Genomic DNA, 14,201 nt, shown 5'->3' on the forward strand with positions numbered 1-14,201 from the left:
GCAGGCGGTGTTCCGTCTTGCGGACCGCCTGTCGGTGCAGGCCGGTATGGATTATTACGAATCAATTACTTAGGTGGATTGCGGGCGGCTTGATCACAAAGTTGTCCACAGAAATTGTGCAAACCTGACGTCAGGATGATCTGCGGTATATCTGACTGTAGGGTGGGGGCAGGTACACTTCGATGCAGAAATTCTGCTGCCTGTTTAAGTGGCATGCGCAACTAGAGTGTTTAAAATCAATGACTTGATGTGCATTCTTTGCGCTTCCTCACATTCTTATCCACAAAAAATGTGCAAAGCACGAACATTGTGCGCAAAAGTCATCTTCACCCCGAACAAGTGTTGCACACAGACTATAAACACCCACTTTTATGGGCAAATAGTTGCCCATGCTCAAATTTTAAGCGCATAGATTTTTTTGATGTAAATCAAAGGCTTAGTGTCATAGAAGTGCCCTTGCTCACACTTTTGTCCACAAAAATTGTGAGGAACCGCACTTAGGTGAATGAGAAGTACAGGCCGCAAACCCTGCCCATATTTTGAGCTCGACAATAAATGCGTATTGAATCAAAGACTTAGTCAGTGCCAATGGCCCTTGCGCACAATTTTGTCCACAGAATTTGTTCGCAACTACAGCCGAGCTGAGGGCAAGCCGGCGATGCACGCGCGGTTGAGCTGCACTTGAGCTAAGTCATGAGACTGCCATTTTCTTGCGCAGGCGCAGAAAGTCCTTATGAATCAAGGTCCTTGTTCCGCATACAGGCCATTGCGCACAATTTTATCCACAGAAGTTGTGAAGAACTCTACTTGCCGCTTCGCTAGCAACTTGCTACATTGCCGAATTGATTTTTCTCATCTCAGGAGTATCTCTTGCTCGCCATTTTTCAAGCCGCAGGCTGGCCAATCTGGTTCCTGCTGGCCGCGTCGATCGTTGCCGTTGCCCTGATTGTCGAACGCCTGATCGCCCTGCGCCGCGAGAAGATCCTCCCCCGTAACCTGCTCGACGAAGTGATCCGCGTCCATCGCAGCGGCAAGGTGACGCCGGACGTGATCGACAAGCTGGAACAGAATTCCCCGCTCGGCACCGTGCTGGCCGCCGCGCTGCGCAACGTCGACGTCCCGCGCGACGTCATGAAGGAGTCGATCGAGGAAGCCGGCCGCGGCGTCGCCCACGGCCTGGAACGCTTCCTGACCACCCTCGGCACCATCGCTTCGCTGGCGCCGCTGATGGGCCTGTTCGGCACGGTGGTCGGCATGATCGAGATCTTCGGCGCGTCGAGCCCGACCGGCGGCAACAACCCGGCCCAGCTGGCGCACGGCATCTCGGTGGCGCTGTACAACACCGGCTTCGGCCTGGCGATCGCGATGCCGGCCCTGGTCTTCTACCGTCACTTCCGCAACCTGATCGACACCTATATCGTCGACATGGAACTGCAGGCGGTGAAGTTCGTCGACGTCGTCCACGGTGCCCGCAAATGATGGACTTTCGCCGCGGCCGCAAGCGCGAGGATCCGGAGATCAACCTGATCCCGTTCATCGACGTGCTCCTGGTCGTCCTGATCTTCCTGATGGTCTCGACCACCTACAGCAAGTTCACCGAGCTGCAGATCACGCTGCCGACCGCCGAGGCCGACAAGCCGCAAGAGAAGCCGTTCGAGATCAACGTCACCATCGATGCCAAGGGTAACTACACGGTGAACAACACGCCGGTCGCCTTCAGCAGTGTGGCCGGCCTGGCGCAAGACTTGCGCAACGCCGCCCGCACCCAGGATGGCCAGGTAGTGGCCAGCCCAGTGGTGATCGTCAATGCCGACCAGTTCGCCATGCACCAGATGGTGATCAATGTGCTGGAAGCGGCGCGCGTCGCCGGCTACGACAAGCTGACCTTCGCCGCCCAGACCGGCGGCGCCAAGTAATACCACGGGCGCCGGCAGGCACCGCCGGCGCCGCTGATCGATTTCCGTATGGCTTCCTCTCTCGAAACGACGCTGACCCGCGCCTGGCTGCGGCGCGGTCCGCTGGCCTGGGCGCTGCTGCCGCTGGCGCTGCTGTTCCGCGTCCTGTCCGGCGTGCGCGCGCTGCTGTTCCGCCTTGGCCTCAAGCGCGCGGAACGGCTGCCGGTGCCGGTGGTCGTGGTCGGCAATATCTTTATTGGCGGTACCGGCAAGACGCCGCTGACGATCTGGCTGGCCGACGCGCTGCGCGCGGCCGGCCTGCGTCCCGGTGTGATCTCGCGCGGACATGGCGGAGAAAACAGTGCGCCGCGCGCCGTCACGCCGCAGTCCGATCCGCGCGAAGTCGGCGACGAGCCGCTGCTGATCGCGGCGCGCGCCGGCTGTCCGGTGGTGGTCGGCCGCCGCCGCGCGGAAGCGGGCAGGGCGCTGCTGGCCTTGTATCCCGAGGTCGATGTCCTGATCACCGACGACGGCCTGCAGCACTACGCGCTGGCGCGCGACGTCGAGATCATGCTGTTCGACGGCCGCGGCGTCGGCAACGGTTGGCTGCTGCCGGCGGGACCGCTGCGCGAGCCGCCGTCGCGCCGGCGCGACTTCACCGTGGTCAATGCGCCCGAGGTCCCGCCGGGGCTGGCCGCGGCGGTCGGTGGCGCGCCTTACCGCATGCAGTTGTCCGGCGAATATGCCGAGCCTTTGCAGGGCGGGGCGCGGGTGCCGCTGGCGCAATTGCGCGATAAACGCATCGTGGCGGCGGCCGGTATCGGCAACCCCGACCGCTTCTTCGCCATGCTGCGCGCGGCCGGCCTGACGCTGGAAGAGCTGCCGTTGCCCGACCACCACGACTTCCTCGACCGGCCGTTCGACGCCGTAAATGCCGAGCTGATCCTGATCACCGAGAAGGATGCAGTAAAATGTCGGCAAATTGATCATCTGAAGGACGACCCGCGCTTGTGGGTCGTTCCGGTGACGGCGCAGCTCGACGTGCGCCTTGCCGAACAAATCGTGGAGAAATGTCGTGGACGCTCGCTTGCTTGATATCCTGGTCTGCCCCCTGTGCAAGGGACCGCTTGAATACGACAAAAAGGCGCAGGAACTGACCTGCCCCGGCGACCGCCTGGCCTATCCGATCCGCGACGGTATTCCGATCATGTGGGCCGACCAGGCCCGCAAGGTCGAGCCTGCTTGATGCGCGGGCGATGAGCTTCACGGTCATCATCCCGGCGCGCCTGGCGTCGACCCGCCTGCCGAACAAGCCTTTGGCCGACCTCGGCGGCAAACCCATGGTGGTGCGCGTCGCCGAGCGCGCGCGAGAATCCGGCGCGGCGCGCATCATCGTCGCCACCGACCACGAGGACATCGCCGCCGCCTGCGCCGCCCACGGCGTGCACGCGGTACTGACCCGCGCCGACCATCCGTCCGGCACCGACCGCATCGCCGAAGTGGCGCAGGTGCTGGGCCTGGGCGAGGACGAGACCGTCGTCAACCTGCAGGGTGACGAGCCGCTGATCGACCCGGCGCTGCTGGCGGCCTGCGCCGCGCGCATCAATGCCGACGTGCCGATGGCCACCGCCGCCCACCCGATCTTCGACGCTGCCGAGGTGTTCAATCCGAACATCGTCAAGGTGGTGCTGGACAAGGCGGGCCGCGCGCTGTACTTCTCGCGCGCCACGATTCCATGGCACCGCGATGCCTTCGCCCAGACCCTGGAATCGCTGCCGCTGGGCTACGCGCCGCTGCGCCACATCGGCCTTTACGCCTACCGCAACGCCTTCCTCCAGGCCTATCCCAAGCTCGAACCGGCGCCGCTCGAATCGATCGAAGCGCTGGAGCAGCTGCGCGTGCTGTGGCATGGCTACCCGATCGCGGTGCATGTCACCGAACAAGCGCCACCGGGCGGCGTCGATACCCCGGAAGACCTCGCGAGGGTACGCCAACATTACCCGTCTTGATGTGGCCGGCATACGCCTGATGGGGCTGTCTGCGATGGATCAATAAACCCATCGGCACAGCCCCGGAACTGGCTATAAAGCCAACTTCTGTGGTAACTTTCGTGTCAAGCAAGTCAGCGCAGCACCAATCACACAAAGCCGCCACGACATTCATTTTCATTATTTTCTAGAAACTCAGGAAACTCATGCGTCTCATTCTGTTAGGAGCACCCGGTGCCGGCAAGGGCACCCAGGCCAATTTCATCAAGGAGAAGTTCAACATCCCGCAAATCTCGACCGGCGACATGCTGCGCGCCGCGATCAAGGCGGGTACCGAACTCGGCCTGGCGGCCAAGAAGGTGATGGATGCGGGCCAGCTGGTCTCGGACGACATCATCATCGGCCTGGTCAAGGAGCGCCTGAAAGAAGCGGACTGCGAAAACGGCTACCTGTTCGACGGCTTCCCGCGCACCGTGGCGCAAGCCGACGCCATGAAGGACAGCGGCGTCAACATCGACTACGTGCTGGAAATCGACGTCCCTGACGACCTGATCCTGGAACGCATGACCGGCCGCCGTTCGCACCCGGCCTCGGGCCGCGTGTACCACGTCAAGTTCAACCCGCCGAAAGTCGCGGACACCGACGACGTCACCGGCGAGCCGCTGATCCAGCGCGACGACGACAAGGCCGAGACCGTGTCGAAGCGCCTGGAGGTGTACCACAACCAGACCGAAGTCCTGCTGGGCTACTACAACAAGTGGGCCCAGTCGGGTCTGCCTGGCGCCCCGAAGTACCGCAAGATTACCGGCGTCGGCCCGGTCGAGCAGGTGCGTGACGCTGCGTTCGCGGCGTTGTCGGAGTAAGTCCGAAGTGCAAGAAATCCGATACCGGATTTCTTGATACTAACTTTAAAACCGTCATCCCCGCGCAGGCGGGGACCCAAGTCCGCAGCAGTCCACTCACGCCAGGCGAAGTGGCTGCTCAAGCAAACTTGGGTCCCCGCCTGCGCGGGGATGACGTTTTTGCGCTACCAATTCGTCTTCACGCGAGCGATGTACACGTAGGGTTGGCCTAGGCGGCCCCGCGCTCCGCCGCCGACGCGTCCAGTTCCCTCTGCCCAGTCCCGAATCACAATTATGTGAGCAATTGTTTCGCGTGCGCCGTGCGCGACTTATCAAGACGATAATAAGTCATCGGTTCCCAATATCGGTCACCAACATTTGCGAGGCTAGCCATGAACAAAACCAAATCGATCCTTGCCGTCCTGTTTGCCTTCACCGCGGCAAGCGCCGGCGCCCAGACCACCGGCGCCACCCCTGGCCAGCCCACCAGCGGCGAAACCTATCGCCCGGTCCTGAACGGTCCGACCACCTCGGCCCCGGCCCCGGCCATCGACATGCGTCCCATGACGCAGGAAGAAAAAACCACCGGCCGCCAGGAACCATCGCGCCTGAAGGAGATCGACCCGGCCACCCACCCGGCGCCACAGAACGTGCGCCCGGTGCTGACCCCGCAGCCGAACGCCGGGCGCACCGCCCAGCAACAGATCGACAGCAGCGCCCGCATGCCAACCCCAAGCGCCCCGGTGATGCCGGCCACGCCCAATCCCGCCCCGGCAGGCCCGACCTCGTCCACCGTCAACGCCTGCGTCGGCGCCACCTGCACCGACTCCAGCGGCGCCACCCTGAACCCGGGCGTCGGCAACTCCACCGTCAACAGCCAGGGCCGCCTGTGCAACCGCAACGGCCAGTCGGTGCAGTGCTTCTAACGACACATTCCTGATGGCGTCCTGAGCGCCGCATGGTTTCACCGGCCAAAAGTTCGCTACAATGCCGACTGGTGCTTACGTTAACGTAAACGTAAACGGCAAAAGAACTTATAAGGAGACACCATGCAAATTCAGGACAACGTATTCATCGTCACCGGCGGCGCCTCCGGCCTGGGCGCGGCCACCGCGCGCATGCTCGCGGAAGGCGGCGCCAGGGTCGTGATCGCCGACGTGCAGGAAGAGACCGGGAAAGCCCTGGCCACCGAACTGAACGGCCAGTTCATCCAATGCGACGTCACCCAGGAATCCGACGGCAAGGCCGTGGTCGCTGCTGCAGTGGCGCTCGGCACCCTGCGCGGCCTGGTCAACTGCGCCGGCATCGCGCCGGCCGCCAAGACCGTCGGCAAGGAAGGCCCGCATTCGCTCGAGCTGTTCCAGCGCGCCGTGAACATCAACCTGGTCGGTACCTTCAACATGGCGCGCCTGGCCGCCGAAGCGATGGGCCAGACGCCCGAAGCCGAATACGGCGAGCGCGGCATCATCATCAACACCGCCTCGGTTGCCGCCTTCGACGGCCAGATGGGGCAGGCCGCCTACGGTTCATCGAAGGCGGCCGTGGCCGGCATGACGCTGCCGATGGCGCGCGACCTGGCCCGTAACGGCATCCGCGTGATGACCATCGCGCCGGGCATCTTCGAAACCCCGATGCTGATGAACATGCCGCAGGAAGTGCGCGATTCGCTGGGCAAGATGGTGCCGTTCCCGCCGCGCCTCGGGCTGCCGAAAGAGTATGCGCACCTGGCCAAGGCCATCATCGAAAACGTGATGCTCAACGGCGAAACGATCCGCCTCGACGGCGCGATCCGCATGCAGGCGAAGTAAACCGCAGAGTCGAAACGATCGGCTTGCTCTGAAAGCATCCGGCGAATGCGGTAGCATGCTGGGGTGTCGGGCGCGCGGTGCGTACGTGGGTGCATGCCGCGCGCCCGTTTGCTTTCTGGAGAATCGTTTGAAGACATCAATGAAATTCGCGCTCGGCCTGCTGATCGGCGGCGCATCGGCCTGGCCCGCCCTGGCCCAGGATTCGCAGCAGGCCGCGCCGGAAGCGGCCAGCGGCTATACCGAGAAGGCCGGCTGGCCGGCCCAGAAGTACATGGTGGCCGCCGCCAATCCGCTGGCGGTCGATGCCGGCTACCAGATCCTGCGCCGCGGCGGCAGCGCCATCGACGCCGCGATCGCCACCCAGATGATGCTGACCCTGGTCGAGCCGCAATCGTCGGGCATCGGCGGCGGCGCCTTCATGGTGCACTACGACGGCAAGCACACCCAGGCCTTCGACGGCCGCGAGACCGCGCCGAGCAAGGCCGACGAGCACCTGTTCGAGCGTCCCGACGGCACGCCGCTGTCGCGCGCCGAAGGCATCGTCGGCGGCCGCTCGGTCGGCGCGCCGGGCGCGCTGCGCATGCTCGAACTGGCGCACCGCCAGCACGGCAAGCTGCCGTGGAAAGACCTGTTCCAGCCGGCGATCCGCATGGCCGAAACAGGGTTCGCGGTCAGCCCGCGCATGCACAAGATGCTGCAAGGCGACGCCTACCTGCGCAAGGATCCGGTGGCGCTGGCGCACTTTTACGACAAGAACGGCAAGGCCTGGCCGGTCGGCCACATCCTGAAGAATCCGGCGCTGGCCAAGACCCTGCGCGAGATCGCCGAGGGCGGGGCCGACGTGTTCTACAACGGCCACATCGCGCGCGACATCGCGGCCAAGGTCGCGCGCCACCCGACCAATCCGGGCCTGCTCAGCGCCAAGGACATCGCCGACTACCGTCCGAAGGTGCGCACGCCGGTCTGCAGCGACTATCGCGCCTACACCGTGTGCGGCATGCCGCCGCCATCGTCGGGCGGGATCGCCGTGGCGCAGATGCTGGGCATGTTCGAGACCTTCGACATGAAAGCGCTGGCGCCGAAGAACGGCGTGCCGGGCGCCGAAGCGGTGCACGTGTTCTCGGAAGTGGGCCGCCTGGCCTACGCCGACCGCAACCGCTACGCCGCCGACACCGACTTCGTGCCGCTGCCCGGCGCCGGCCTGCCGAGCCTGATCGACAAGGGTTACATGAAGCAGCGCGCCAGCCTGATCGGCGCCAGCTCGATGGGCGAGGCGCCGGCCGGCACCCCGCCGGGAATGAACGTTGCGTGGGGCACCGACAACGCGATCGAGACGCCGTCGACCTCGCATGTGTCGGTGGTCGACGCCAACGGCATGGGCCTGGCGATGACGACCACCATCGAGGACGCCTTCGGCTCGCGCCAGATGGTGGACGGCTTCATGCTCAACAACCAGCTGACCGACTTCTCGTTCAGCGCGCGCGACAAGGATGGTCCGGTGGCCAACCGCGTCGAAGCCGGCAAGCGTCCGCGCAGCGCCATGTCGCCGACCGTCGTGTTCGACCGCAAGACCGGCAAGCTGGTGCTGGTGATCGGCTCGCCCGGCGGTCCGGCCATCATCAACTACGTGGCCAAGGTGCTGGTCGGTACGCTTGACTGGGGCCTGAACGTGCAGGAAGCGATCGCGCTGCCCAACTTCGGCAGCCGTAACGGCCCGACCGAGCTGGAAACGGGACGCTTCCCGCAACAGACCATCGACGTGCTGCGCGCCCGCGGCCATGCGATCAGGCTGGGCGAGCAGACCTCGGGCCTGCACGGCATCGAACGCATCGAAGTGCATGGCGTGCCGCTGTGGTTCGGCGGCGCCGATCCGCGCCGCGAAGGCGTGGCCAAGGGCGACTGAGGCGCAAAGCGCCGCCCTGTGCGCGCGGTAAAGCAGCGCGACGGGTAGGGCGGCAGTTCACGCAGCGGCCAGCCGTACAGGTGCAGGTGATAGATCGGGCTTCTGATGGTTCGCTGGTGCCGCCACTGGTTGCACATCCGCGACTAAACCCTTGTTAAATAACATTAAGTTCATTAAATTTTCCGCAAGACAAGCGAAATTTGCTACCCTTGGCGCGTGGAAAAACATGAGAAAACCGGACTGATCCTGACAGGAGGAGGGGCGCGCGCCGCCTACCAGGCCGGTGTCCTGCATGCCATCCTGCGCATCCTGCACGACGCCGGGATGCGTCCGGGACGCACGCCGTTCGACATCATCTGCGGCACCTCGGCCGGCGCCCTGAACGCCACCGCGCTGGCCTGCCGCGCCGACAACTTCGCCAGCGCCGTGCGCGGTCTGCTGGCGGTGTGGGAAAACGTCGCCACCCACACCGTCTACCGCGCCGATTCGCTGGCGGTGCTGCGCTCCGGCGCGCGCTGGCTGTCGCTGCTGTCGTTCGGCGCGCTGCTGCGCAAGTGGCGCGCGGCGCCGCCCGATTCGCTGCTCGACAACACCCCGCTGGCTGGCCTGCTGCACCGCGTGCTCGACCTGCCGCGCCTGGACGCGGCGCTGGGCGATGGCGCGCTGCACGCGCTGGCGATCACCGCCTCGTCGTACACCAGCGGCCAGCACCTGACCTTCTACCAGAGCGCGGCCCGGGTCGAGCCCTGGACCCGGCACGGACGCCAGGCGCTGGCGACCCAGATCGGGGTCGAGCACCTGCTGGCATCGAGCGCGATCCCGTTCATCTTCCCGGCGGTGCCGCTGTACCTGGGCGGCCGGCGTGAATACTGCGGCGACGGCTCGATGCGCCAGCAGGCGCCGATCGCGCCGGCGATCCACCTCGGCGCCACGCGCGTGCTGGTGGTCGGCGCCGGCCGCATGAGCGAAGCCGGGCCGGATGCCGAAGGCGCGGGCACGGGCAATGGCGGTTATCCGAACATGGCCCAGGTGGCGGGCCACGCGCTGTCGTCGATTTTCATCGACAGCCTGGCGGCCGACATCGAGCGCCTGCAGCGCATTAACGATACATTGGGACGGCTGGCCCCGGAGGCGCGCGCCGGCCTCGGGCTGCGTGATGTCAAACTGCTGGTGATCGCGCCCTCGGAGCGCCTCGACACCATCGCCGCGCGCCACAGCGCCAGCCTGCCGGCGCCGGTGCGCGCGCTGCTGGGCGCCCTCGGCGCGCTCGAGTCGCGCGGCGCCGCGCTGGCCTCCTATCTGCTGTTCGAGGCCGGCTACACGCGCGAGCTGATCCGCCTCGGCGAACGCGACACCCTGGCCCGGCGCGGCGACGTGCTGGCATTTTTCGCTTCATGACCATGCTTCGATTGTTTGTCGTACTGTTTCTGCTGGCGCTGGCGCCGGCCATCCACGCGGCCCCGCCCGAGCCCACGCTGCGCTTCGAGCACCTGTCGGTGCAGCAGGGCCTGACCCAGGAATCGGTGCTGTCGATCGTCCAGGACCGCGACGGCTTCATGTGGTTCGGTACCCAGTCCGGCCTGTCGCGCTACGACGGCTACCGCTTCGTCGCCCACCGCAACGAGATCGGCAACCCGCGCAGCCTGGTCAACAACTGGGTGCGCGTGCTGCACCTGGACCGCCACGGCCGCATGTGGATCGGCACCGACGGCGGCCTGAATCGCTACGACCCGGCCACCCAGAGCTTCACGCTGTACCTGCCGAACGAGCCGGCGCGGCGCGGCAACGGCAACCGCCAGATCAAGACCATGATCGGCGACGGCGCCGACGGCCTGTGGATCGGCACCGCCGACGGCCTGCAGCACTTCGACACCGAGAGCGGGCGCTTCACGGTCTGGCACCACGTGCCGGACAATCCGCGCACGTTGCGCGACGACGGCATCCAGGCGCTGGCGGTGGACGCCGACGGGCGGCTGTGGATCGGCAGCGCGGCGGGGCTGGACAGCCTGAGTCCCGACCGCCGCGAGATTACCCACCATCCGTCCGGCCTCGGCCCGCGCGAGACGCCGGTGCATGCGCTGCTGGTGGACGATGCCCAGCGCCTGTGGGTCGGCCGCTTCGGCGGCCTGGAACGGCGCTCCCTGCGCGGCCCGCAGGCCGGCCAGGTGCGCCGCTTCGGCGCCCAGGACGGGCTGGGACCGTACTGGATCACCACGCTATACCAGGACGGCGCCAGCATCTGGATCGGCTCGCACGACGCGGGGCTGTTTCGCTGGCGCGCACCGGCGACGGGCAAGGACGATGGCGTGGAACGCTTCGACGGCTACCGCCACGCCGTGGCCGACCGCCACAGCCTGGCCGACAACTACATCTCGGCGCTGTACCGCGACCGCGCCGGCACCTTCTGGGCCGGTACCTGGTACGGCGGCGTGTCGCGGGTGGATCTGGGCAGCGGCGGTTTTGCGCGCATCGTCAGCCGCACCGGCGGCGCCGACGCCGATGCTGATGCCAATGCCGGCGCGCCGGACGCCGGCCGCGGCCTGGTCGACAACAAGGTGCGGGTGCTGATGGAGGACGGAGACCGGCTGTGGGTCGGTACCGCCACCGCGCTGCACCACATGGACCCGGCCAGCGGCCAGGCCACCGTCTACCGCCACGAGCCGGACAACCCGAACAGCCTGATCGACGTGCCGGCGGCGGCGCTGGCGCGCGACCGCCACGGTGTGCTGTGGGTCGGCAGCCGCTCCGGCGTGACCGCCTTCGACCCGGCCACCAGACGCTTCCGGCGCCAGACGCTGCCGGGCGACGCCGACGCCAACAACGTGCGCTCGATGATGACCGACCGAGCGGGCTACATCTGGATCACCACCCGCGGCGGTCTGCACCGGCTCGACCCCGACGGCGGCGGGGTGCTCAGCTACCGCCACGACCCGGCCAAGGTGGCCAGCCTGTCGGACGACATCGCGCGCCCGCTGCTGGAAGACCGCCATGGCCGGTTCTGGGTCGGCACCTTCGGCGGCCTCGATCTGTTCGATCGCGCCAGCGGCCGCTTCCGCCACTTCCGCCACGATCCCTACGACCCCAACAGCCTCAGTCACGACGAGGTGCACCACCTGATGGAAGACAGCCGCGGCGACGTCTGGGTCGGTACCGCGGTCGGCCTGAACCGCATGGTCACGGGGCGCGACGGCGCGGTCAGTTTCACCCGCTACACCACCCACGACGGCCTGGTCGACGACGCGGTGGCGGCGCTGCTGGAAGACCTCGACGGCCGCATCTGGGTCAGCACCGCCAGCGGCATCTCGTGCTTCGACCCGAAGAGCGGTCGCTGGCGCAGCTACACCGCGGCCGACGGCATCGCCGAAGGCGCCTACTTCGACGCCGCCAGCCTGCGCACGCGTGACGGCACCCTGTACTTCGGCGGCTTCAACGGCATCACCGCGTTCGACCCGCGCGCGCTGCGCGACAACCGCATCGCGCCGCGGCCGGTGATCACCGCTCTGCAGGTGTTCAACCGCCCGCTCGACCAGGTGTTCCCGGGCCTGCTGGCGGGGCCCGTGGAGCATGCCAGCGCGGTCACGCTGCCGGCCGACGCCGCCGTGGTCACGCTCGAATTCGCGGCGCTGCACTTCGCCGCGCCCGAGCGCAACCGCTTCGCCTACCGCCTCGACGGCTTCGACCAGGGCTGGGTGAACGCCGGCGCCGACCGCCGCTCGGCCACCTACACCAACCTCGATCCCGGCACCTATGTGTTCCGGGTGCGCGCCGCCAACAAGGACGGGATCTGGAGCGAAGACGTGGCGGCGCTGGCGCTGACCATCGAGCCGCCGCCGTGGGGCACGCCGTGGTTCCGGATCGGCATGACGGTGCTGGTGTGCGCGGTGGTGTACGCCGGCCTGCGCATGCGGCTGTCGAGCCTGCGCAGCCACAAGGAGCGCCTCGAACACCAGGTCAGCGCCCGCACCGAGCAGGTCGAGCAGCAGAACCGTGTGTTGGAGAGTCAGGCGCGCGAGATGCGCGAGCAGGAGCGGCGCGTGCGCCACCAGAGCAACGAGCTGGCGCGCGCCTACCGCGCGCTGCAGGAGAACGAGGAGTTCCTGCGTCAGGCCAAGGAGCGCGCCGAGGACGCGACGCGCCAGAAGTCGGAATTTTTGGCCAATATGAGCCACGAGATGCGCACCCCGCTGGCCGGCGTGATCGGCATGCTCGGCTTCGCGCTGCGCGACCCGCAGCTGAAAGACGGCACGCGCGACCAGATCGTCCGCGGCCAGGCCAACGCCCAGTCGCTGCTGGCGATCATTAACGACCTGCTCGACTTTTCCAAGATCGAGGCCGGCAAGCTGTCGGTGGAACGGATCGACTTCGACCTGCACGCCAAGATGCGCAACGTGGCCAGCCTGTTCCAGGAGCAGGCGGCCAGCCAGGACCTGGAGTTTTCGGTGACGGTGGACGACAACGTTCCGCGCTACCTGGTGGGCGACCCGACCCGGCTGCGCCAGGTGCTGGTCAACCTGGTCGGCAATGCCTTCAAGTTCACCAGGAGCGGCAGCGTCCAGGTGAGCGTGCAGTGCCGGCCCGACGAGCAGCCCGAGGCACCGGGGCGCCACATGATCCGCTTCACGGTGCGCGACACCGGCATCGGCATCCCGGCCGACGCCGTGCCGCGCCTGTTCCAGAAGTTCGAGCAGGCTGACAGCACCACCACGCGCCGCTACGGCGGCACCGGCCTGGGACTGGCGATCTGCCGCCAGCTGGTGGAGCTGATGAAAGGCTCGATCGGCGTCAACAGCACCGAAGGGCAGGGCAGCACCTTCAGCGTGCTGCTGCCGCTCGACGACGGCGTCGAGCCGCTGCATCCCGAGCACGCGCCGCGCGCGCCGCACAGCCACCGCCTCAGGGTGCTGTGCGCCGAGGACTTCCCGACCAACCAGATCATCGCGCGCCTGATGGTGGAAGAGATGGGCCACGAGATCGACATCGCCGACGACGGCGCCGCCGCGGTGGCGGCGTGCGCGCGCACGCGCTACGACCTGATCCTGATGGACGGCCGCATGCCCGAGATGGACGGCGCCAGCGCCACGCGCCTGATCCGCGCCGGCGGCCCGCCGGACGCCCCGGTGCTCGACCCGCACGTGATGATCGTGGCGCTGACCGCCAACGCCAGCAACGAAGACCGCCAGCGCTACCTGGCCTGCGGCATGGACGCCTTCCTCACCAAGCCGATCGACGAGGCGGCGCTGCACCTGCAGCTGAGCCGCGCGATCGAGCGCCAGCTGGGACGCGGCGTGGCGCTGCCATTGATGCCAGCGCAGGAGCCGGACACACAGGCGCGCAGCACTGCAGCGCTGGCCACGGCGGCGCTGGATGCGATGTTCGACGTGACCGTGGGCGCCGCCCAGCCCCCCGCGCCGCAGCGTACACCGGACCAGGAACCAGACTCGGACCGCGCCGGTCGCGACGCCGCGCTGGCGGCGCGCCTGCGCGCCGCCTTCAGCGCCGATCTGCCGCGCCGCCGCGCCGAACTGGAAGCGGCGCTGGACGCCGGTGACGCCGACACGGTTGGCCGCATCCTGCACGGCTTGCGCGGCAGCGCCAGCCATCTCGACGACGCGCCGCTGGAGCAGTTGTGCGTGCAGCTGGAGAGTGCGGCGGCAGTGTTCGACCTGGAGCGGGTACGCGCCGGCCTGCCGCAGCTGAATGCGCTGCTGGAAGGCTTCCAGGCCGCGTCAGACGCGAAACGGGAATGAACGTATGTACGTGCTTAT

The 14,201-nt window shown here is 66.9% G+C and carries 11 protein-coding genes; all 11 read left to right on the top strand.

Annotation, left to right across the window (positions count from 1 at the left end):
* Nucleotides 1-870: 870 nt before the first annotated feature.
* The 11 genes from RTQ83_RS13900 (at nt 871) to RTQ83_RS13950 (ending at nt 14,183) form a co-directional block, all read left to right on the top strand.
* Complete coding sequence (locus RTQ83_RS13900) at nt 871-1,479, top strand: MotA/TolQ/ExbB proton channel family protein (RefSeq protein WP_312515581.1); 609 nt, start codon at nt 871-873, stop codon at nt 1,477-1,479.
* Entirely contained in the window at nt 1,479-1,916 is a 438-nt protein-coding gene (locus tag RTQ83_RS13905) for a biopolymer transporter ExbD (protein WP_290417466.1), read from the top strand. The genes RTQ83_RS13900 and RTQ83_RS13905 overlap by 1 nt, the downstream gene beginning before the upstream one ends.
* A 48-nt stretch (nt 1,917-1,964) precedes the next feature.
* Nucleotides 1,965-2,990 (top strand): tetraacyldisaccharide 4'-kinase, encoded by a 1,026-nt coding sequence (gene lpxK, locus RTQ83_RS13910; RefSeq protein ID WP_312515584.1) that lies wholly within the window; start codon nt 1,965-1,967, stop codon nt 2,988-2,990.
* Nucleotides 2,971-3,141 (top strand): Trm112 family protein, encoded by a 171-nt coding sequence (locus tag RTQ83_RS13915; protein ID WP_312515587.1) that lies wholly within the window; start codon nt 2,971-2,973, stop codon nt 3,139-3,141. Before lpxK ends, RTQ83_RS13915 begins: the two co-directional genes overlap by 20 nt.
* A 10-nt stretch (nt 3,142-3,151) precedes the next feature.
* A complete protein-coding gene (gene kdsB / locus RTQ83_RS13920; RefSeq protein ID WP_312515590.1) occupies nt 3,152-3,904 on the top strand; it encodes a 3-deoxy-manno-octulosonate cytidylyltransferase in 753 nt (250 codons plus the stop codon).
* Between the two features lie 185 nt (nt 3,905-4,089).
* A complete protein-coding gene (gene adk / locus RTQ83_RS13925; RefSeq protein WP_312515594.1) occupies nt 4,090-4,746 on the top strand; it encodes an adenylate kinase in 657 nt (218 codons plus the stop codon).
* Between the two features lie 371 nt (nt 4,747-5,117).
* Nucleotides 5,118-5,651, top strand: coding sequence for a hypothetical protein (locus tag RTQ83_RS13930; RefSeq protein ID WP_312515597.1), 534 nt, complete (start codon nt 5,118-5,120; stop codon nt 5,649-5,651).
* A 123-nt stretch (nt 5,652-5,774) separates the two neighbouring features.
* Complete coding sequence (locus RTQ83_RS13935) at nt 5,775-6,533, top strand: 3-hydroxyacyl-CoA dehydrogenase (RefSeq protein WP_312515600.1); 759 nt, start codon at nt 5,775-5,777, stop codon at nt 6,531-6,533.
* A 139-nt stretch (nt 6,534-6,672) separates the two neighbouring features.
* On the top strand, nt 6,673-8,436 hold the full coding sequence (ggt, locus tag RTQ83_RS13940; RefSeq protein WP_312515603.1) for a gamma-glutamyltransferase: 1,764 nt from the start codon (nt 6,673-6,675) through the stop codon (nt 8,434-8,436).
* 216 nt (nt 8,437-8,652) lie between these two features.
* Entirely contained in the window at nt 8,653-9,834 is a 1,182-nt protein-coding gene (locus tag RTQ83_RS13945; protein WP_312515606.1) for a patatin-like phospholipase family protein, read from the top strand.
* Complete coding sequence (locus tag RTQ83_RS13950) at nt 9,831-14,183, top strand: two-component regulator propeller domain-containing protein (protein WP_312515609.1); 4,353 nt, start codon at nt 9,831-9,833, stop codon at nt 14,181-14,183. Before RTQ83_RS13945 ends, RTQ83_RS13950 begins: the two co-directional genes overlap by 4 nt.
* The last annotated feature ends 18 nt before the right edge of the window (nt 14,184-14,201 follow it).

Source organism: Massilia sp., assembly GCF_031995545.1.
Lineage (GTDB): Bacteria > Pseudomonadota > Gammaproteobacteria > Burkholderiales > Burkholderiaceae_D > Telluria.